Annotated in this window: 14 protein-coding genes; 9 read left to right on the forward strand and 5 right to left on the reverse strand. The window is 42.6% G+C overall.

Going from position 1 to position 21,575, the window contains the following annotated elements; all coding sequences use genetic code 11:
• Nucleotides 1–13 precede the first annotated feature (13 nt).
• The 4 genes from I3254_RS10455 (at nt 14) to I3254_RS10470 (ending at nt 9,055) form a co-directional block, all read left to right on the forward strand.
• On the forward strand, nt 14–6,889 hold the full coding sequence (locus I3254_RS10455; RefSeq protein WP_238052812.1) for an Hpt domain-containing protein: 6,876 nt from the start codon (nt 14–16) through the stop codon (nt 6,887–6,889).
• On the forward strand, nt 6,879–7,874 hold the full coding sequence (locus I3254_RS10460; protein ID WP_238052813.1) for a chemotaxis protein CheB: 996 nt from the start codon (nt 6,879–6,881) through the stop codon (nt 7,872–7,874). Before I3254_RS10455 ends, I3254_RS10460 begins: the two co-directional genes overlap by 11 nt.
• A 17-nt stretch (nt 7,875–7,891) precedes the next feature.
• A complete protein-coding gene (locus I3254_RS10465) occupies nt 7,892–8,389 on the forward strand; it encodes a hypothetical protein (RefSeq protein WP_238052814.1) in 498 nt (165 codons plus the stop codon).
• A gap of 138 nt (nt 8,390–8,527) precedes the next feature.
• Entirely contained in the window at nt 8,528–9,055 is a 528-nt protein-coding gene (locus tag I3254_RS10470; RefSeq protein WP_179797508.1) for a cytochrome b, read from the forward strand.
• 85 nt (nt 9,056–9,140) lie between these two features.
• On the opposite strand, the gene minE is transcribed toward I3254_RS10470, so the two are convergent.
• The 5 genes from minE to I3254_RS10495 form a co-directional block, all read right to left on the reverse strand.
• A complete protein-coding gene (gene minE, locus I3254_RS10475; RefSeq protein WP_057762631.1) occupies nt 9,141–9,431 on the reverse strand; it encodes a cell division topological specificity factor MinE in 291 nt (96 codons plus the stop codon).
• 2 nt (nt 9,432–9,433) lie between these two features.
• On the reverse strand, nt 9,434–10,246 hold the full coding sequence (gene minD, locus I3254_RS10480) for a septum site-determining protein MinD (RefSeq protein WP_057761560.1): 813 nt from the start codon (nt 10,244–10,246) through the stop codon (nt 9,434–9,436).
• Nucleotides 10,247–10,535: 289 nt separating this feature from the next.
• Nucleotides 10,536–11,360 (reverse strand): septum site-determining protein MinC, encoded by an 825-nt coding sequence (gene minC, locus I3254_RS10485; protein WP_179797510.1) that lies wholly within the window; start codon nt 11,358–11,360, stop codon nt 10,536–10,538.
• A gap of 71 nt (nt 11,361–11,431) precedes the next feature.
• On the reverse strand, nt 11,432–12,529 hold the full coding sequence (locus tag I3254_RS10490; protein WP_238052815.1) for a hypothetical protein: 1,098 nt from the start codon (nt 12,527–12,529) through the stop codon (nt 11,432–11,434).
• A gap of 351 nt (nt 12,530–12,880) precedes the next feature.
• Nucleotides 12,881–13,843, reverse strand: coding sequence for an acyltransferase (locus I3254_RS10495; protein ID WP_238052816.1), 963 nt, complete (start codon nt 13,841–13,843; stop codon nt 12,881–12,883).
• A gap of 375 nt (nt 13,844–14,218) precedes the next feature.
• On the opposite strand from I3254_RS10495, the gene I3254_RS10500 reads away from it, so the two are divergent.
• The 5 genes from I3254_RS10500 (at nt 14,219) to I3254_RS10520 (ending at nt 21,431) form a co-directional block, all read left to right on the forward strand.
• The gene (locus tag I3254_RS10500) at nt 14,219–14,875 is read left to right on the forward strand and encodes an OmpA family protein (protein ID WP_057761553.1); all 657 of its coding nucleotides are present in this window, start codon (nt 14,219–14,221) and stop codon (nt 14,873–14,875) included.
• 357 nt (nt 14,876–15,232) lie between these two features.
• Entirely contained in the window at nt 15,233–16,693 is a 1,461-nt protein-coding gene (locus I3254_RS10505; RefSeq protein ID WP_238052817.1) for an imelysin family protein, read from the forward strand.
• A 381-nt stretch (nt 16,694–17,074) separates the two neighbouring features.
• Nucleotides 17,075–18,631 (forward strand): di-heme oxidoredictase family protein, encoded by a 1,557-nt coding sequence (locus tag I3254_RS10510; protein WP_238052865.1) that lies wholly within the window; start codon nt 17,075–17,077, stop codon nt 18,629–18,631.
• An 82-nt stretch (nt 18,632–18,713) separates the two neighbouring features.
• Nucleotides 18,714–19,865 carry an imelysin family protein gene (locus I3254_RS10515; protein WP_238052818.1) on the forward strand — a complete coding sequence of 384 codons (1,152 nt, stop codon included), beginning with the start codon at nt 18,714–18,716 and terminating at the stop codon, nt 19,863–19,865.
• A 3-nt stretch (nt 19,866–19,868) separates the two neighbouring features.
• Complete coding sequence (locus I3254_RS10520) at nt 19,869–21,431, forward strand: DUF1513 domain-containing protein (protein WP_238052819.1); 1,563 nt, start codon at nt 19,869–19,871, stop codon at nt 21,429–21,431.
• Nucleotides 21,432–21,575 lie beyond the last annotated feature (144 nt).

Genomic DNA, 21,575 nt, shown 5'->3' on the forward strand with positions numbered 1-21,575 from the left:
TTAGGATAAACCTATGAAAAACCAGCCCAATGACATCGTGACATTTCAGTGGTTGCTACCATTATTCAATCAGCAGTTAACACAGATATCTGACGGTTGGCAATTAGGTGAATCTAGCATCGACCATGAACAGCTGATATCAAGTTATCATCAGATTAGCGGTGCGCTCATCATACTTAAACTACCTTTATTAGCAGATGTTGCTAGTAAGTTGAGTCAACTTGCAGGATTAAGAAATTATGATGATTTTTCTATTAAAGAGCGTCGTATAGGTCAGTTCTCTCATCGATTGTTGCAACGAGAGATCAATCAGTATGCGCGTACAGGGATCTATCATATAGAGCTGATAAACAGGGCAGTTGATGAGCTGACCCAAGCTTTGTCTCAACGAGACATAGAAACTGACATTCCTGTAAAAATTAGTGATATTGAGCATGAATACACGAATGATCATGCGAATAACGAAAATATTATCAATAGTATTGAAGCGGCCGTACCAACAGAACAAGCTACTGCTAGCTTGACAAGTGAACAGTGTCAGCAGTTGCTACTCGTATGGCGTCAACAAGTACAGGCATTACTAATCACTAATACAAATCAGTCGTCAGCACTCAGTACCTTAGAAAAAGCTAGCCAGTATCTTAAGCAGACTACACAAGATAGTGGTTTACAAAGACTATGGTGTTTAACCGAATTACTGCTAAGCGATCTGGCCCAAAACGAGACACCACTTCCTGAGCGTTATGCTCCATTATTAGGTCAGCTTGATCAAGTTATAGAATCTTGTGCCCAATCAAATGAAGTACCTTCAACTATAGTTGTAAGATTGACCACCGCAATCTATGTCGAATTGAGTTATCTAGCGCACAGTAGCAAACGTACTCAGTCTATTTTGGATAAAGTATCTCAAAGTAGCACGACAGCGTCTCGTTTTTTACCGCAATTATTAACTCAGCTTGATGCGCTTATTTTCAAACTGGATGATCCAGATAGCTTAGTAGCTCCTTTACAACATATCAAAGAGCAGCTCAAAAACCGAGGCTGGACTTACTATGTGTCTCAGGTGGAATCAATCCTTGCAGATTTAAAACAGTCTCTCGTATCAGAAACAAGTTTTGCGCAAGAGCAGTGGCAAATTGAACGCAAGCTGCAAGAGTTATACAACGCTATTTATAGTACTGAGCAAACCATTTCTCTTAAGATTGGTGAGGCAACCTCTTTCGCTACTGTGCCTGAAGTGATAAATAGTAACGAGACAGAATTAAAAGGTAAACATGACTCTATTCCTACCGATGATGGCCTACGTGAGCTTCGAATTGCAGTAGAAGAGATAAAGCAAAACTTCAACGACTATATACAACACCAAGATATTGGGTTATTACCAGCGTCTACTGATTTTACCAGTATTGGTCAAGCCTTTGACGATATGGAATTGCCAGAAATTCGTCATACTATGGATGATATTGGTAGTTTATTTACACAGTTAACTACTCGTAATATTACTACCCCGAGCTGGAGTTTGGTGCAGGCGTTGGCTGAAAGTTTAACGTCTATTGAGCTATTACTTGATTATCTTGCGCAGCAGGTTTTCGACCAGCAGCTGCTCACTTTAGCAAACGAACATACGGCTAGAGCAACACAGCTTCTTGATACTGATATCAATTCACCAGAAATGCTTAACGAGACTGTACTCACTCAAGAGTCAGCTGCGACGAATGTTGTACGTTACGATGATAGTGGCGAGATCAGCCCTGTTATCAATATAGACGATGCAAATATAGTTGAACAAGATAATGTGAGTCTGTCCAACAGTATTGAAAGTGATGCACTAAAGCAGGCTCGTGAACACGTAAAGCCTGATAACTTTGAAACAGATGAAGATGTCCACGATATCTTTATCGAAGAAGTGACCGAAATTATCACTGATCTTGAAGATTTCCTTCCTATCTGGGCGCAAGACTCACAAGATCTAACCCCATTGACTGAAGTGCGTAGAGGTTTTCACACTCTAAAAGGCTCAGGTCGTATGGTTGGTGCCTTTAGTATCAGCGAGATAGCATGGTCAATCGAAAACCTACTCAATCGTTTACTAGATAAAACATTGCCAGTAACAGATGATGTGGTAAATCTAGTGGTTGATACCACAAAAATTCTACCAGCATTGGTAGCAGATTTTTCAGCCCAGCGACCACCAAGCTTTGATCCTGCGATTGCTATCTTACAAAGTAGTAATCTTATGAGCCAGCAGCCTGTAAACACTGGTCTGACGCTAACTGAACTTGCTCCTAAAGAGTTTATGTCAGATGATGCAGAATTAGAAAAATCGCTACTAGAAATTGATGATGTTGATACTGATTCTAATAACGATAGTACCGAGTTAGTCACTGACTCGAATAACAAGGAAGTGAATATCAACGAATATCTATCTACATTGGATATTCCAGAGAGTCTTGCACCTTTTATTAGAGAGACTAATCAACTACCAGCTGATGCCGACGATGCAGATCCTGATATCAAAGAGATATTCATAGAAGAGGCCAATGAAGTATTGGCAGAAATTGTGCCGTTGTATGAAAGCTGGCAGGAAAATTCGACCGATCTAGATGGATTAAAAGATATTCGTCGTGGTTTCCATACCTTGAAAGGTTCGGGCCGCATGGTAGGCGCTAACTATACAGCGGAACTGGCATGGTCTATAGAAAACATGCTCAACCGTGTTTTAGATAATAGTGTCGCTATCTCAGCTGATATGCGTCAGTTGATTACAGATGTACTGGCAGCTTATCCTGATATGCTCATAGCATTTGAACAGGGTACTCAAGATTATCCAGCTGTAGTTCCAGTGTGGATTGCGTGTGCTGATGCATATAGCAAGCAGCAGGGTAATGGATTTAGCTATGCTGCTTTGTTTGCACAGTCAGTAAGTAGTTCTATAGATGAGATGGAAGAAACAACGCCATGGTCTGATACGGCTGAGACTGGCAATGCTTATGATGACAACAGTAATGAAGCAATAGACTCTACCTTACAGACCTTTCATTCGGTCAATGAAAAAATGGCAGAGGCAGCGGTTGTTCTTACCCCTCAAACTGAAGAAGAAAAAGCATTTTGTAAGATCTTTATTGATGAAGCAGAAGAACTGCTTGATTGCATCGAACAGTTTGTCAAAGACAATAGAGAACAGCATCATATAGAAATCACAGATGAGATCGTACGCGCATTTCATACTTTGCGCGGCGCTTCGGGTTCTAGTGCTTTAGCCGCTATCAGCGAAGTTAGTGCGACCATCGAGCATAGCTTGGAATTATTACAACAACAAGATATAGGCATGAATGCTCAGCATCTAGCAGCATTAGCTCAGTCAGCCACATTAATAGATGGTTATCTAAATAACTATAAGCAAAATGTAGAGCAGCATGATGTATCAACAGAGGACGATGGGTCGCAGAGTCAGCATGATATAGCGTCATTGCAAGCTATGCTTGGTAAGCAATACGTGGCTAATGACACTACTGTCATGACCAATAAGAAACCGACGATAGAAGAGTTATTAGACAGTAATATTGATACGTTGCTCGATGCTGAGTGGGAATTAGATGATGCGTTGAATCATACTGAGATAGAGCATATTCAAGGTTATATAGAGCAGCAAGTTTCACAAATAGCTTCTCTTATGGAAAAAGCGCAAGCATTTCCAAAATTTGTCACAATTTTAGATGAGCTGGGTAATGCGTATCGTTATTTAAGTAATCATATCGATATAGCTAAAAATCAAGACATTCAAGCGATATTGCATGCAGGTCATGCTCAGCTGATAGGCTTGTTTGATGCCTTAGCTGGAAGTACCTCCTTAAAAATAGATAAACAAGTCATTGATGATCTACAGAGTATCTATCAAGAAAGTAATGACAATGAAGACGTTGGCTTCATCGTTAGAGCCGTTCCAGCAGCTGACCTACAATTTGAAACCATTGACACTGATATCGAGCTGTTAGAAATATTTTTAGAAGAAGCACAAGAGCTTGATACTGCACTAGATGAAAGCTTCAATAAATGGCGGGCCGATATCACCAATATCAATGCGCTGAAAGTTCTACAGCGTCATTTGCACACGATTAAAGGCGGTGCACGGATGGCCGGTATCCGTAGTATTGGTGATTTAACCCACGAAGCAGAAAGCGTCTATGAGTCGTTTGTAGAGAACCGAAGAGCGCCAACCGCGCAGTGGCTTGAAATCATGCAAATGGTGCAAGATACGATGTCACTACAAGTGATGCATATTGTGAGTCATAAGAAATCTTTCTTTACTCCAGAGCTCATTGAGCAGTTGCGCCAGCTTGAAAAAGCAAAAACGTTACCAGAGGTAATCGATCTAGTCATACCAGTGCCAAAAAATCATTTTGAACCTACAGAGCGTAGCATTGCTGCCAATGTTGTTGATAGTGATAATGAGGCATTGAGTACCCTAAGTCTGGATAGCATGATTAAGCAATCATGGGCCAATGGATTGCCTGATCCTGATATATTAGCGGTATTTTTAGAAGAAGCAGAAGAGCTTACCAATCGTAATAAGTATCTACACTTGTTCTTAAAAGATACGAGTAATACTACAGCGTTACAAGCGCTCCAACGTGACTTGCATACCATAAAGGGTGGCGCACGCATGGTCACTGCCTCTGGTATCGCTGACTTAGCTCACGAAATGGAGTCAGTCTATACAGATTTTGTTAGTAATCGACGTCCAGCCACCAAAAAAGCATTAGAGTTGCTGGTTGCAAGTCATGACTGGCTAGCTGATGCAGTATTTATTCTTCAACAACATGTTAATCCACCAACGCCTACGTTGTTGATTGAAGCGTTGGAGCAGTTTGGTAGAAACCCTGATAGCCTAAAAACGATACCTAAAGAGTCTCTACAAGCCCAGCGTGAAGCAATCTTGATTGCCAAAGAAAACCAAGATTCACAGTATCTTGCAAAAGATATCAGTGAAATGCCGTCTATGCTTAGAGATACTCATGAGGAAGATCAGAGCGCTAGTAGCAATGAGATGATTCGTATCTCAGGTGGTTTAATTGAGCACATGATTAACTTATCTGGTGAGTCAGCGATAAACCGTGCTCGTATCGATATGGGTATCAGTAGTTTAACAAACAGTATTGAAGAGATGGGTACGACAGTACAACGCTTGGCAGATCAGCTACGTCGTATGGAGATCGAGCTAGAAGCACAAATTTTGTCTCAGATAGATGAGGAACTCATCGATAATGAAGACTTTGACCCTCTAGAGATGGATCAATACTCATCTTTGAATCAGCTGTCTAAATCTTTAACAGAGTCGGCCTCAGATTTGGTTGATATTAATCATACATTATTAGAAAAGACACGTGATAGCGAAAGCCTGCTGCTACAGTTATCTCGTACCCAGACGGAACTGCAAGACGGTTTGATGAATTCACGTATGGTGCCATTCACGCGCTTGACACCACGTCTTGAACGTATCGTACGTCAAACAGCTAACGAGCTTAATAAGTCTGTTGAGCTGACCATCATTAATGCTGATGACGAGATGGATAGAACCATCCTAGAGCGCATTACGTCACCGCTTGAGCACATGTTACGTAATGCTGTCGACCATGGTATTGAAACTACATCGACCCGTCTAAAGTCAGGCAAAGAGCGCAGCGGCCGTATTACTCTTGAGGTACATCGTGAAGGTAGTGAGATCGTCATCCAATTAACAGATGATGGGCGAGGCATTGATGTTGAAGCGGTACGTAGCAAAGCCATCTCTCAGGGTCTAATTGATGCAGATGATAATAGTCTGTCAGACCTTGATATTATGCAATATATTTTCAACGCTGGATTGAGTACTAGTCAGCAAGTGACTCAGATTTCTGGACGCGGCGTTGGCATGGACGTTGTTATTAGTGAGATTCGCCAACTAGGTGGCTCAGTATCCGTCGTTTCAGAGTTGGGTAAAGGCTCAAGTTTTACGATGCGCCTACCATTGACGGTAGCCGTGTCTGACGCGTTGGTTGTTCGTGCTGCAGATCGCTACTACGCGATTCCACTGGTACAGATTGAGCGCGTGGTTCGAGTGAACCCAGAGAAGCTTTATGACTATTATCAATCAAATGATGCCACATTGAATTTTGAAGACACAGAGTATCGAGTACGCTATCTAAATGAAATTTTATCAGGTAATAAGTTAAACGAATTGGTTGTAAATACCAATACCAGCTTACCGCTTATCATTATTAAAAACCGTACTGGACAGAACATTGCTTTGCAAGTGGATCAGATTGCAGGTTCGCGCATAGAAGTTGTTGTCAAACCTTTAGGCCAACAATTATCAAATATTCCAGGAGTTTCAGCTGCTACTATCATGGGTGATGGCTCGGTCATGCTCATCTTAGATCTGATTGCTCTCATGCGTAATGCGCAATTGGTCAAAAACATTACGAAAGCCGTTGATGCCAAAAGAGGGCGCATAGAGTCCAAACCTACTATTCTAGTCGTCGATGACTCCGTGACGGTACGTAAAGTAACCTCACGCTTCTTAGAGCGTCAAGGATTCAATGTGGCAGTCGCTAAAGATGGTATTGATGCGATCGAGATACTGCAAGATGTAACTCCAGATATGATATTGCTTGATATCGAAATGCCTCGTATGGATGGTTTCGAAGTGGCGACTCAAGTCAGGCATAGCAATCGTCTAAAGCAAATTCCAATTATTATGATAACGTCACGTACTGGCGAAAAGCATCGTGAGCGGGCCCTAGAGATTGGCGTAAATGACTACATGGGCAAACCATTCCAAGAAAAAGAGCTGCTTGATAAAATGCAAAAATTACTAGGTGAAGGGGTTAGCCTGACTAATGAAGGATAATGCACGTGTTTTAGCACTGCGAAAAAAAAATAAAGACGATATTAAAGTGATGGTGGTGGCAGAAGACCACCGTCAACGCATGGCTTTTTCAGATACGGTACGTGGCTTCGGCTTTACGCTGGTCGGCTGTGTGTCACGAGCACAGTGGCAGGACACACACGCGCTGTCTCACGCAGCTATCGATATTTGGCTGATAGACAGTGATTATGATGACAGTGTGGCAATAGCGACGGTGGCATCCAAACCAGCAGCAGTACTGGTTGGCTTCAGTCAGGCTCCGTACCTAAACGAATCACAAGAATATGCAAAATGGCAGCGTAAGTTAAAGCGTAAATTTGCTCAACTGCTTGACTTGCCAATATTGGTAGATGCTCCAGCTTACAAGAGTGCTGATACTGACTGGCATTATGTCGTATTTTTGGGTGCTTCTATGGGTGGCCCTAGTGCGGTTAAAGAATTCTTAGATAATGTGCCAGCTACACTGCCAATTTGTATTTTATTGGCGCATCATTTCAATCAGGCCATGATTGGTACGTTGCCCCGCATACTTAACCGTCACAATGACTGGCGCTGTAAGATTATCGCTTCTTCACAGCGGCTACGTGCAGGAGAGTGTCTGATAGTTCCTATTGATAAGCAGGTTGTCTGTGATTCAACAGGTCGCGTGATACTATTGGATCAAGATTGGCACGGTGAATATAAGCCTGCAATTGGGCAGCTGCTCAAAAATACTAGTGATGTTCATGGTAGCGAGCTTATTAATATTATATTTTCAGGTATGGGTAATGATGGCTCTCAGTATCTAGACTTAATCCAAGACAATAACAGTCAATTATGGGCACAAGATCCGAGCTTGAGTGCATGTCCAAGTCAACCCCAGGCTATCATTGACTCAGGCTATTGCAATTTTGTTGGTAGCCCTACCGATTTAGCAAAAAAACTAACCGATTACATTGGTGAAAGGGCAGCTAGCCGTTCACATTAACTTATTGCGAGTGACGTATGACACAAATTTTGAAACATTCGTTTGAGGCTGTGAGTCTGTTAACTACCAACAACGGTATGCTTGACGTCACTATTGTTCCAGCCATTAACCAGCCGGACTGGATCATTCCAAGTAGCCTAATTTTGAGTGTGGATGAGTCCCAGCAGCAGGTTTCTAGATACGAATGGCAACAGCAAGATTTGGCTGTATTTCATTTGCTACTGCAAGATCAAACCCCAGACAAAATGGTTGTTTTGGAAGGTAATACGACTGATCACCGTTTTGCCTTACAGACGGCAGGTGATTTGCGTCAGCTACAAGCACGAATTTCTGAAGTGAAAGATGTAGAGACACCTGAACAATTTAGTGGTGTTAATATTGAAGGTAGGGAAGAGTATTTTGATAAAAATGACGTCTCATCCTACCTGTATCAAACAGTGATGATTGATGACGAAATCTACTTAGTGCCAGATTTGGATAAAATTGCCTATCACCTGATTGATTCGGATAGCTAGATTCTTATCGCTATTTAAGGTATTCTCCATTCTATAAATAGTAAGCCAGTAATGTTAATGACTTCATCTGTTGAAGAGCATTAGCTGGCTTATAAAACTGATTAGAGATAATTCCTGATAAAGGTAGTAGAGTCACTCATGAATAATGCCAACTCGAATGTATCAAAGTGGTCGGTTAGTAGCCGTATTTTTCATTGGATTAGTGCAGCCTTACTGTTAGCCACATGGATAATGATACTGCTATATGAGAATTTAGATAGCAATATGTTTATTGGATACCATAAAGCGTTCGGCGTGAGCTTATTATTCTGGATGATTGCTCGAGTCATCAACCGCGTTTTTACTAAGGCGCCACCACCGTTAGCTATGCCAAAATGGCAAATGCTCGTATCTCAGCTGTCACATTTTGCTCTCTATGCCATACTGATTGCTATGCCACTGGTTGGCTTATTGATGGCAGTATATGGCGGTCGACCAGTCGATATTTTTGGTATTTTTCAGATACCTGTATTCGTGACCCCAGATAGAAGTTTGGCTCGTTTTTACAATAACTTGCATACTGAGATTATCTGGCCAATGATTATTGGTTTTACGGTCTTGCATATAGCCGCCGCGCTATACCATCAGTTTGTCAAAAAAGACAATCTCATTGCCCGTATGAAATAATCTATAATCGATAAACATCAAAAAGCCCCAAGTATCAAACTTGGGGCTTTTTTTATTCATTGTAGAAATACGTACTGTTAGAATGCTATTTCTTATGCTCAGGTAAATTGATATTCATCTCTAACACATCTAAGCTGTCTTCAGAACGATGGTTAATATTGACATCATCAATCTGCACACCGTTAACGTATTTGTTCACAACTTCTAAGATTTCACGTTTCATTTTTTCGATACGATCAACCGTTAAGCGATTGTTCAATCTGTTTTCGCTAGCAACGATAACTTTTAAACGCTCAGTTGCTAAATTTGCACTACCTGCGTTACTGTTGTCGTCAGTACCAAATAGGCTACTCCAAAATCCTTTTTTCTTAGTCATCATTATCCCCCAAACCAGCGCTGTAATAGACTCTTTTTCTTCACGTCAATATGACGTAGTGGACGCTCTTCACCCAAGAAACGGGCGACAATGTCTTCATAACATTGACCAGCAACAGAGTCAGTATAATGGATAACTGGTTCGCCATGGTTGGACGCTTCGAGCACTGAATGGCTCTCGGGAACAACACCAAGTAGTGGAACTTTTAGGATATCGTTCGAGATAGTATCAATATCCATCATCTCATTGGCAGCCGCACGTTCAGGATTATAACGAGTGATAATCAAATGCTCGCGAACAGTCCCTTGGTTCTCTTCTACTTTTTTCGTCTGACTTTGCAGAATACCGATGATTCTATCTGAGTCACGCACTGAAGAGATCTCAGGGTTAGTGACAATAATAGCTTCGTCCGCATGGTACATCGCTAGCTGTGCACCGCGCTCAATACCAGCAGGTGAGTCACAGATGATATAGTCAAACTGTTTAGAGAGCTCAGCCATTACCTCTGATACCCCTTCGTCTGTCAATGCGTCTTTATCACGCGTCTGACTGGCGGGCAGGATATACAGGTTTTCAAGCTGTTTGTCTTTGACAAGTGCTTGCGACAAGCGCGCGTTTCCAGTGATGACATCTACGAAGTCATAAACAATTCTGTTTTCGCAACCCATGATTAAGTCTAGATTACGTAGACCTACATCAAAGTCGATAACAACCGTTTTATAGCCACGTAACGCCAAACCAGCGGCAAAAGAAGCACTTGTCGTGGTTTTACCCACACCGCCTTTACCTGAAGTGATTACAACTATCTTCGCCACAATGGCACACTCCTATGAATCAATGGGATATCTTTTATATAAATAGCAAAATTACATGTTATTTACCTAACATATATACACTATCTTCGAAGCTAGCCTAGCATAAATAAACAAAAATTTATAGCAGCTCGATACTAAAGCAGAAAAACAACCTATGTATCGCTCAATTAGCCTCTCTGCGTGGTATTAGTAGAGTCATAACTATGGTTTTTGGCTTGTCGAATAGAGCAGCTTAACTACCTTAGTTTTCTATAAAGTCACTTCACGGTGTATTATTTTTAATAGCGTTCTAAGCTTCATCCATTACGGTAAATACTAAGCCTTCGCCTTCTACAAATTTTACTTGCACCGACTTGTCGATGACATGCTCAGGTAAGTTGTCTCGTAAGCAGTAAGTTCCTGCTACTGATACCAGTGAAGGATTAAAGACTTGGCAGAATATACGGGCATCTTTGTCACCTGTTGCGCCTGCCACCAAACGCCCTTGTGCACGGCCATATACATGCAAGCTATTGTCAGTAATCGCTTCAGCGCCGCTATTGATACTACTGGTCAAGATCAAGTCGCCACCAACGTGATTGAGGCTTTGTCCTGAACGCAGCATTTGATCATAGATTAAGCTGGTAATATGCTGAGTGCTTACCAACGTCTCGGTGGGCATATTAGATAGTGTGGTTTCAGTAGCAGGTTCGCTCGTGGTAGAAGTATCAACGACGCTATTAGCATTAACTGCTTCGGCATTGTTATTCTCTGGTGATGGTTGGGTAGGGATAGGCGCTTTTTTACTTGGTAATATACGCTCAATACGCTTACCATCTGCTGGAAATATCGCTAAGCGCTGCTCACGTGCTTGCGCATCAAGCATACCTGTCACCACGCCAATAGGCTGTAACCCCCATGCCCATAACAGCTCTACCAATGCTGATAAATCCTGCTCAACGTCACTATCAATAAGGATAGGAATATTGCTCGATTTATTGCTGAGCGTTTCAGTTAGCTGAGCTTCTATAGCTGCTAGATCGCTTGTACTAAACTGTACGCGTGAAAACGTCAGCATCTTGCCATAGAAAGCTAGCGCTGGTGCAGTCTGGTTATCGTTAGCTGAAACTGTCATATACAAACCCTTAAAAATAATTCTGTCACGGTATTATGTCTCTTATTACGTCATGCTATTAGATAGCTAAACTATAGATTTAGCATATCTTGGTGCTTCCATTGCTGCACTTTTACTTGCGCTTCAAACGCGGTCAAACTGTCATCAATGATACTAGAAATTAAAGTATCTAGCGCTGTATTATTGGTATCTATTTGCGCAATACCGCTAGCAATTTCCATCATCAATATATCCAAGCGCTTAGGGTCTAAAAGTCGCTTGTTTAATGCGTTTACGACGTTCTCACCGATATTGTGGCCGACGTGATGTAGCTGTGATTCAATCAGACTGCCCGCGATAGGTATCATGCGTAGATAGCGGCGCAACTCAGGTGTATTGGCCAACCCTTCTTCAATAGCATTGCCCATTTCGCTCGCCAATATACTGCCGCCACCTGATGAGGCAGTCAGTTCCTGCAGCTTTGGTGCAAGCTCTGTACGCAATACAGATAATACGGCCGCTTCAATCTCATTTCGATTTTTTGCAATCGTCGACTCGATGAATGATTTATGCGTGTCTGAACTGGTTAGCTCTTGTCGAAAGTTTTGTATCGCTGTCAAAATAACGCGATCGGAGAGCTCTTCTAACAGTAGGTCAATGTAGAACTTGATTCGGTTGATCCACGTCTGGGGCAGTACTTGATAGCCAAGCTGATATAGACGTCGTCCAATAACGACCGCTCGCAGCAGTCGTAAAGCACGTAGCTGCGGAAAACAGCCTAATACTTCGTACCAATGAACGAATGGGAAAAAGAACCAGTGATAATAGACTTTTTGTTTAATGGCAATCGCCCAGCGCAATAGCAACTCAACGACCAAAAAGATAGTAAAAAAACCTCCAGCAGTGCGTAGAGGATCATGTAGAGTGCTCTGATACCAATTGAGCGCTTCACTAATGGTTAGCCATTCTGCAGCATTACTACTAAAATTGCTCATCAAAATAGCGTCGATACTGATCAATAGCAGATCAATACTGATGGCAATAATCATGACAATATCGTAAGTGAGCTTAAAGCGACTCGGCTTTGGATGATTCGGGTTTGGTGGCTCATCACTTATTGGATAAGGAGGCTGACTCAAAACAGATTCGGTAGCTAACGGCGAGCTAGTAGTAGAGGTGGGCACAGTCATACCTTATAAGTAATAAATGGCACAAAAAATGGGTCAGAATTCGATATTTACTACTATTTACTATTAAAGTAGACATCGAAAATCTATGCGTTCATGATTAGTCACATTATCAATGAATAAGGCTAAAAAACAACCCATCTTTGATTAAAATTTACTTATGATGCATGGCTGTTTTAACAGTAGGCATCATAAGTAAGATATGACTATGGTGACATTTGTACCCGTAACTTTATTGCCCTATAACTTTTTATCTCATTATCGATATTTACTACTTAGTACGCTTGCATAGACTGTACTTGGTATTTGATAAGATTTAACGGACAGCCAATTTAATATGGCTGCTCATGATTGTTAGGCATCTTGCGTTTTAGGATTGGTTTCAAAGTCTGCCAACATAGTGCTAATGCGTTCATCTTTTTGACGCCACACTTGTTCAACCCAGTCGAACATTTGAGCTTTTGTGTCTTCATCATTTTCGTAGCCACCTTGCTTGATACTTTCGAACAAGGCATCTGGTATGTCGATGTAGCGCAAGTCAACACCCAAGCGTTTAATATTGCCTTTCCAGAGGTCCCCGTAGCTTGGCACACCATCAGGATATACGATAGTCATATCTAGTATGCCATCGATATCTTCACCTAGTGCGCTGATAGCCAATGATAATCCGCCTGCACGAGGTTTTAATAAGTGAGTATAAGGCGATTTTTGCTGAGCTTGTTTGGCTTTGGTAAAACGAGTACCTTCCAAATAATTTAATAAGGTAAAAGGTTTGTCTTTTAGTAGGGCGCAGGCACGTTTGGCTTCTTCGATGTCTTTGCCTTTTAGCGCAGGGTTTTTGGCGATGGCTTCTTTTGAGTGTCGGCGCATCATTGGAAAATCTAAAAAGTAAAAAGCTTGACCAACGATAGGGATGTAAATCAGCTCAAACTTGGTAAAAAATCGCGTAAGTGGCAAACGTTTTTCGCCAATATACTGCACGATGCTGGTATCGACCCATGATTGGTGGTTGCTCACCAGTAGGTATTTACCATCAGTATGAATATCGTCCGGTAGATTGATACGCCAATCTTTGCGAGGCAACATGTTATCGATCAAGGCACTGTTGCTGCTTATCCAGTGAGTAGCAATTTTGATGATGGCTTTGTCTGCAATAGAGGCGCCAGTAATGACTTTACCGACGCCCATTAGCCATAAAGGAATACTACCACCGAAGCTGTTGGCGGCGATCACACCAGTAGCTGTTGCAAGCGACACAGCTTTACCCAGTTTAGGTGAACGTTTATGCATTTTTCGAATGGTAGATGTCAATCGCATGCTCAATCCTTTTCAGTCTATCTGATTAATAATAAGCAGTATGTCGCTGAATCTGTCCTAGTCAAGTCAGGAATATCATGAACGTAAAGCTTTAAATCATGACTATTCAAAGCCGACAAATTCAGCGATATAATTTTAGCAGAAACATGTTGTAGTGTACGGTTGTAAACGTGACTAGTGGTAGCAAGGCGCGAAAATTTGACCTATAAAATCATTGAAATATAACCTGCACTTCTCATACATAGGTATGACAAAATATTACACAGAGATAGGTTCTAGTTGCCATAATAATGGGGAATGTAGATAAGTACTTAAAAAAGATTAACGGACAATCTTTATAAAAAGCACGATTTTTTAAACTTAAGAGGAAATATTATGCGTAATACTTTAATGATTGCAGCAGTAGCATCAGGTCTAGCACTTAGCGGCTGTACAACAGATCCAAACACTGGACAACAGCGTCTAAATAAAGCTGCTTTAGGTGGTCTAGTTGGTGCAGCAGGTGGTGCAACTATTTCAAAAGCAACAGGCGGCGACAAGACTGGTCGTGATGCAGCTATCGGCGCAGCACTAGGTGCAGGTGTTGGTTACTACATGGAGCGTCAAGCTCGTCAGCTTGAGCAGCAAATGGCTGGCACAGGCGTAACTGTTGAGCAGAACCCAACCACTGGTAACATTGATTTGGTTATGCCAGGTAGCATCACGTTCTCATTTGATGATGCAACCCTTAGCTCATCATTCAAGCCAACGCTTGATAAGCTTGCTTCAACGATGAACCAGTACAACCAAAACACAATCACTATCGCTGGCCACACTGATAGCAAAGGTTCAGCATCTTATAACATGGGTCTGTCACGTGATCGTGCTTACTCAGTTGCTAACTACTTAACAGCTCGCGGTGTTGCTTCAAACCGTGTAAACGTTGTTGCTTACGGTGAGTCACGTCCAATCGCAGATAACAACACTGAATATGGCCGTGGTCAAAACCGCCGTGTTGAGCTAACAGTTAACGCACCACAGAGCGTAAACTAATCAATAGTTATATAACTAATAAATAGTTATATAACTATTGAGTATGTGCTAGATATTTGAGCACATATATTTCAAAAAGAGTCAGCAATATGCTGGCTCTTTTTTTGTGTTTTCAGTTTGAATAAAACAATGATTATTGATAGATATAGTTAATATTAAATTAAATATTGATAATGATTATCAATAACACTATAATTTGTCAGTGTTTGCTATTAATGCAATATTAAACGTCTTATCGTGCGCACTGAGAGTCAATGTGCATGGCTAAGATAGCCTGCTGTAACATGGCTTGATTATCAAAATAATTGAGGCTACTTAACCAAAACGAATTTTTTGCTATATTTCTTGAGGATATGTATGACGATTACCACAGTAACGAGCCGTAAGCTTTTACCAACTACTTTAGCTGTTGCACTTGCAGGATTGTTAATGGTGTCGGGCTGTACAAAGCAAGCCGATGAAGACACCAATGCTGCGACAGAGACGCAAACAGAAGTAGCAAACACAGAGACAGCTGATAATACAGAGATGACTGCTGCCGAAAAAGCACATATTGATAGATTGATTATCAGTTATGCAAATATGGCACACGCCGCTTATAAAGATTCGTTGGACACGGCCAAAGCGCTACAAACTGCGGTAGAAACATACGTGGCCACTCCAACACAAGAAAACCTTGATGCTGCAAAGGCTGCCTATAAAGCAGCACGCCAACCATATTCACAAACTGAGATTTTCCGTTTCGATGAAGGCTTTGTGACTGCCAATGATAAACGTGCTATCAACAGCATCGATAGCTGGGAAGGGCAGATCAATGCTTGGCCACTTGATGAAGCGCTGATTGATTATGTTGGTGACGACTATGAAGGCGAATATAACAGCCAAGAGAATATCATCAATAGCGACAGCATTACTGTGGGTAGTATCAAGCAAGATACCAGTACAATCACACCTGAGCTACTCGCAGAAATGAATGAAATCGGTGGTAGTGAAGCCAACGTAACGACTGGCTATCATGCGATTGAGTTTATGCTGTGGGGTCAAGACAACAACGGTGTGAAAGAAGGTGCAGGTAATCGCCCAGTCACTGACTATGCGACTGAAGCCGGACAGTGTACTAGTGGTGAGACCGTCAATGAGGATGCCAGTATCTGTGAGCGCCGTGGTGAATTCTTAACTGCTGCAACTCAACTATTGGTCGATGATTTGACCGCGATGGAAGCTCAGTGGCAGCCTGATACTGAAAATACCTTACGTAGTGATTTGATAGCGCGCAAATATGACAATGGTCTGCGCCAAATTATGTATCAAATGGGCAGTTTAGCATTAGGTGAGTTGGCTTCTGAGCGTATGCAGGTCGCTTTTGTTACTGGCTCTACTGAAGATGAGCACGAATGCTTTAGTGATTTGACTCATTTGAGCTATGCCAATAATGCGCGCGGTATCCAAAACGTCTTTAATGGTAGCTATACAACAGTCGCTGGTAAGACAGTGGGCGGCTACGGTATCAAAGATTATCTAACGGATAACGGCCATACAGAAGCTGCTGATAAATTGGCTGCTGAGTTCAACAAAGTAGAAGGCGCGTTTAACGTTATCGTTGAAAAAGGCGAAAAAGACGGCATCAAGATTGACCAGATGATTGCAACTGTCGGTCAAGCCAGCCAAGAAGGTGTCTCTGCTGAAGAACAAAACGTTCGCCGTGGATGGGTTGAAGCGGGTATCACTAGCTTACAAGAGCTGACGGCCAGTATCGAAAACGCTGCAAAAGCAGTTGGTATCGATAATCTAGACGCAGATGCAGGGTCACAGTTTTAAGAAAAATTTAAGCTAGCGGCCCTTATTTAAAATCTTTTCATTGGCTTTGCGACGTTTTATTAGTCGTTATAGGTCAGTAACCGCTGTTTATTGGATACTTAGATTAGATATAATACGTGCGTTGTCAGCCACCGTTGGCAACGCATTTTTACGAGCATTAAATGAGCCAATTGGCTGGTGTACCATTTCATTATATGTCGATAAGCAATGATTGTGACGACATATAATGAGATGGTATGACAAAATTTTAATGGTTCTACTCTAGCGCTAAGGCACTGAATTTCTATGAACGCCAATTATGTTAACCCTTCTGATTCTCCTCTTGCTACTCAAATCCTACGACATATACCTTCTAAGCTTGCGCTAATTATTGCCAGTGCAATGGCTATCAGTGCGTGTCAACCATCTGATAGCGTTTCTGACGACCCTTCAGAGCAGGCCTCAAATAATGAAAGTGGCAGTGAAAACAGTCAATCGCTGTCGTCCGAACACGCCAAAAATATAGAAGTACTAGCAGGCGTGCCAATGCAGCAATTGGTGAGCTTTGACCCTCAAGAGATTAAGCAGGGCGGTGACTCTGGTATTAGTATTAGCAGTGCTGAGAGCTACTCAAAGCCTTCATCGAATCTAGCAGCTTCTCGTAAAGGGTCGTTCTTTATTGGTAATGCGTTTTTCAAGCAGCCATGGGTCGTTGCACCTGCTAGTACTGATAGTCGTGATGGACTGGGCGCATTATTCAATGTGGCCGCTTGTCAGTCTTGTCATGTCAAAGACGGGCGAGGTCACGCGCCGATGACTGTCGATGACGATGCTGATAGTTTATTGATTCGTCTGTCTATGCCAGCGACGACCAATGAGCAACGTCAGCAGCTACAGGATTCGCTAATTGAAAAGGTAGCTCATCCTATGTATGGTGGCCAGCTACAAGATCGCGGTATTCAGGGCGTACCTGCTGAAGCAAGAATCGCAGTGCAGTGGACAGACAAACCAGTTACCTTTGCTGACGGGTATGTCGAGACACTACGTGCGCCAACGTTTAATTTGACCAAACCTGGTTACGGTGCTTTTGACGATGACATGATGGTATCGCCGCGTGTTGCGCTACCAATGATTGGGCTTGGGCTACTAGAGCAAATATCTGAAGATGACATTAAAAAACAAGCCAACGACAGTAATGATAGCGATATCAGTGGTAAGTTTAACTGGGTCATGGATCCACAAACGGGCAAGCGTGCGCTTGGACGATTTGGCTGGAAAGCGGGTCAAACCAAACTTATTACTCAGAACCAAAGTGCCTTTAACGAAGACATGGGTCTGACGTCCAACATCCGTCCTAACGAGTCCTGTATGCCAACGCAGACCGCTTGCCTAAAGGCAGCGACAGGTGCTGATGAGCAGGGCAATGGTAAATCACCCGTTGAAGTAAACGATGAGGTCGCGAAATTTGTAGAATTTTATACTCGCAATCTAGCAGTGCCGCATCGCCGTAATGCAGATGATAATATTGTGCTGGCTGGCAAAAAGCGTTTTTATGACATGGGTTGTCAAAGCTGTCATACGCCAAGATATCAGTTGCCAAAAACCGACGATGATCATCTTGAGCAGCATGGACAAGTGATTTATCCTTACACAGATTTGCTATTGCATGATATGGGCGATGATCTCGCTGATCGTACGATTGCTGGCAAACTACCACCAAAAGATGCCCAAGTTGAGTTTTTAGCCAACTCTTATGAATGGCGCACACCAGCACTTTGGGGCGTAGGGCTTGCGCAGACAGTTGATCCTCAAGCGACGTTTTTGCATGATGGCCGTGCCCGTACATTGATGGAAGCTGTTTTGTGGCATGGCGGAGAAGCCGAAAAGCAAAAGCAACAAGTATTGAAATTAGATAAACAAGGTCGCGCAGAGCTTAATGCGTTCCTAAAGTCGCTATAATAAAATCATTGTAATAAAGTCGCTATTATAAGACCAGTATAAAACGCTATAAATTACTACCTACAACATTACCGAGAAACCTATGAAAATAAACCACGCTTTGGCAATGGCGCTATCTGCATTGAGTGCTGGACTGCTGATCAGTTGTGTCAAACCTGCCGATGACAACAAAGCTGCAGATGTAGACAGCCAAAAAGTTGTGCAAGACAGTGCAGCTACTGACAGCTCAGTAGAAAACAGCAAAGAAAGTACTGAGCAAATCGTTGCAGTAGATATCAGCCCTGAGACTGCAAAAACGTATTTGACGCATGTGGCAGACGATATCGTGATTCCTGCGTATGCTGATGCAGCCAAGCAAAGCGATCTGTTGAACGAATTGGCGCAGAAACATTGTACCCAAGCGCCAGTAAGTGGCGATGAGCTACAAGCATTACGTGCGCAGTGGCTAGTATTGGCACAAGCGTGGTCAAGTGCTGAGATGGTCAACTTTGGTCCTGCGACTGCTAGTATGAGCAATCTATATATAAACTACTATCCTGACGAGCGCGGACTCGTACACAGTGGCGTGGCTGATTTAATCGCTGCCAATCCAAAACTAACGCCAGAGCAACTTGCTGGTGAGAGCGCGATCGTACAAGGCGTGCCAGGATTAGAAGAGGCCTTGTTTGCCAATGAAAGTTTAGACGCTAGTCAGTGTGCTTACGTGATTAGCGCTAGTAGTGCGTTGAGCACGCGTCTAAAAGACATCGAGAAAAACTGGCAGCAAAACGCGACTGATTTATTGGCGATAGACAAAACAGCAGAGAGCGATAGAGGTCTAAATCAATGGATTAACTCTCTACTGTCATTGATTGAGACCATGAAATCTAATGCCATTGATCAGCCACTCGGTCTAACAGGTAAAGCAAAAGGCCATTTGCCTGCTGCTACTGCTGGTCAAAGCCGCGCTATTATCAATGCTAAGTTAGATACGATTAACAAAGCCATGACTGACCCAGTACTGACGGCTATTCTTGGTAGCAATGATGAAAACAAGGTTTCGGATAATCTATCAACTGCACTTGCTGATACGACTGCATTATTAGCACAAATGCCAGAAGATTTATCAGAGGCTAGTAAGGACGACCAACAAGCGTTGTATGATCATCTGACTGATGTCACTCGTCTGATTAAACGCCAGTTAATCCCAGCACTTGGTATCCGTGTGGGGTTTAATAGCACTGATGGCGATTAGACAATGTCTACTATCGAAGCGAGTACAGCAACGTCAGCAGCCCAGACTCATGACCAGATGAATAGGTCTAATCGGTCTGGGAGAACTTCGTCAACTCATGAGCTTTTGACGACTTCAGTGCTGACAGCAGTTGGTACGGCGGCGCTGGTCGGTATTCACCATCGTTATCGTAAGCAGCAGCATCCAGATGCCAGTCTACAAGATTATGTGGAGGGTATTCGTACGCAACTGCAGGTATTACGAGCTGGTCCTGATTCAACGCCGAAGCTTTCACGCTTGCGCTATGCTTGTGAGCAAGCAGCGGCAACCTGGAAGCAGGCTTATCATGCTGCAGGTGATGATAAAATTGATGTACCTAATTATGCTGCTGTGCATACAACAACGATGCTAGCACGACCAGTCAGCTGGGTCAGTGGCGTCGCATCACTGCCAAAAGATCAGAACTCATCAAGCCAAAATGAGCATGACTTTGGTGTGGTAGGTATTGATGCTGACAGACAAATCGTTTGGCAAACGACTATGCCTGAGCGTGTCCACGACATCGTTGTTCAGCCTCTGCCTGTCAATGTATCTGAAGCTCAAACTCAGCATAATAATGTCGAGCAGAGACGTGATGTCGTCGTCATGGGTCGTCGTCCAAGTGAAAGATTTTGGGTGCTTAATACGTCAAATGGGCAAGTACAGCATGCGATTATAGCTGATATAAACCGTCACTTTTATGGTCATGCTTGCTATAGCTTAGATGGCAGCTTGCTCTATGTAACCGAGAATGACACGGTGAGTCTGGCAGGTAAAATTGGTATCTATGATGCTAATAATGCTTATCAAAAAGTAGCAGAATTTGATTCATATGGTATCGGACCGCATGAACTGATTATGCATCCTGATAGCGAAACGCTGGTCATTGCAAATGGAGGCATCAAAACTGAGCAGGCCTCACGCGAAGAGCTCAATCTAGATACCATGCGACCCTCACTGGTTTATCTGAATCGTCACGATGGCACACTGCTTGAGCAAATAACTCCCGAGCATAATCAGATGAGTGTGCGCCACTTAGCCATGCACAATAACGGCACAGTGATGATCGGTATTCAGTTCCAAGGTGAAAAGCATATCAATGTACCGTTAGTGCTGACTCATAAACGTGGTGATGCCAGCTTTACACCACTCACTATGCCAAATAATCAATGGCAACGTTTTCACCAATATATCGCTAGCGTGGCGGTAGATAGTGAGCGTAACTTACTGTGTGTGACTACACCGATTGGCGGCTGTGCAGCAATTTATGATTTACATACCCGAGAGCTGATTGATGATGTAAATCTGCCAGATTGTGCAGGGGCTTCGGTGTTAGCTAGTTCTAGTGCTTCAATGAGTACAATTGATAAACATACCGAGCCGACAGGATTTATTGTCAGTGATGGTCAAGGGCAGTTAACCGCGCTAAGGGTAAATGCTTTACCAGAAGTAAAATTGGACGTAAACGACATCGAACCTCATAAGCGGATTATCAAAGACAGTCAACTGCATATGATGTCGTTTGACAACCACTTACAAGCGTTATAATAAGTGACGCTAAGAAAGAGCTACAGACGAATAGGCATGGCGATTAATAATGACTATTGCTAGAATGGCAGTAATAGTCAGCCAAGGAGGTAGAGCATTAGCTTAGACACCAATTTAGATACTGTCAGACAGCAGCTTGCACAG

The organism is Psychrobacter sp. Ps2, assembly GCF_022129405.1.
Taxonomy (GTDB): Bacteria; Pseudomonadota; Gammaproteobacteria; order Pseudomonadales; family Moraxellaceae; genus Psychrobacter.

Bases quoted from the DNA above. Each gene is read 5' to 3' on its own strand.
- I3254_RS10455 (WP_238052812.1), top strand. From the start codon at position 14: ATGAAAAACCAGCCCAATGACATCGTGACATTTCAGTGGTTGCTACCA.
- I3254_RS10460 (WP_238052813.1), top strand. From the start codon at position 6,879: ATGAAGGATAATGCACGTGTTTTAGCACTGCGAAAAAAAAATAAAGAC.
- I3254_RS10465 (WP_238052814.1), top strand. From the start codon at position 7,892: ATGACACAAATTTTGAAACATTCGTTTGAGGCTGTGAGTCTGTTAACT.
- I3254_RS10470 (WP_179797508.1), top strand. From the start codon at position 8,528: ATGAATAATGCCAACTCGAATGTATCAAAGTGGTCGGTTAGTAGCCGT.
- minE (WP_057762631.1), bottom strand. From the start codon at position 9,431: ATGACTAAGAAAAAAGGATTTTGGAGTAGCCTATTTGGTACTGACGAC.
- minC (WP_179797510.1), bottom strand. From the start codon at position 11,360: ATGACAGTTTCAGCTAACGATAACCAGACTGCACCAGCGCTAGCTTTC.
- I3254_RS10490 (WP_238052815.1), bottom strand. From the start codon at position 12,529: ATGACTGTGCCCACCTCTACTACTAGCTCGCCGTTAGCTACCGAATCT.
- I3254_RS10495 (WP_238052816.1), bottom strand. From the start codon at position 13,843: ATGCGATTGACATCTACCATTCGAAAAATGCATAAACGTTCACCTAAA.
- I3254_RS10500 (WP_057761553.1), top strand. From the start codon at position 14,219: ATGCGTAATACTTTAATGATTGCAGCAGTAGCATCAGGTCTAGCACTT.
- I3254_RS10505 (WP_238052817.1), top strand. From the start codon at position 15,233: ATGACGATTACCACAGTAACGAGCCGTAAGCTTTTACCAACTACTTTA.
- I3254_RS10510 (WP_238052865.1), top strand. From the start codon at position 17,075: ATGGCTATCAGTGCGTGTCAACCATCTGATAGCGTTTCTGACGACCCT.
- I3254_RS10515 (WP_238052818.1), top strand. From the start codon at position 18,714: ATGAAAATAAACCACGCTTTGGCAATGGCGCTATCTGCATTGAGTGCT.
- I3254_RS10520 (WP_238052819.1), top strand. From the start codon at position 19,869: ATGTCTACTATCGAAGCGAGTACAGCAACGTCAGCAGCCCAGACTCAT.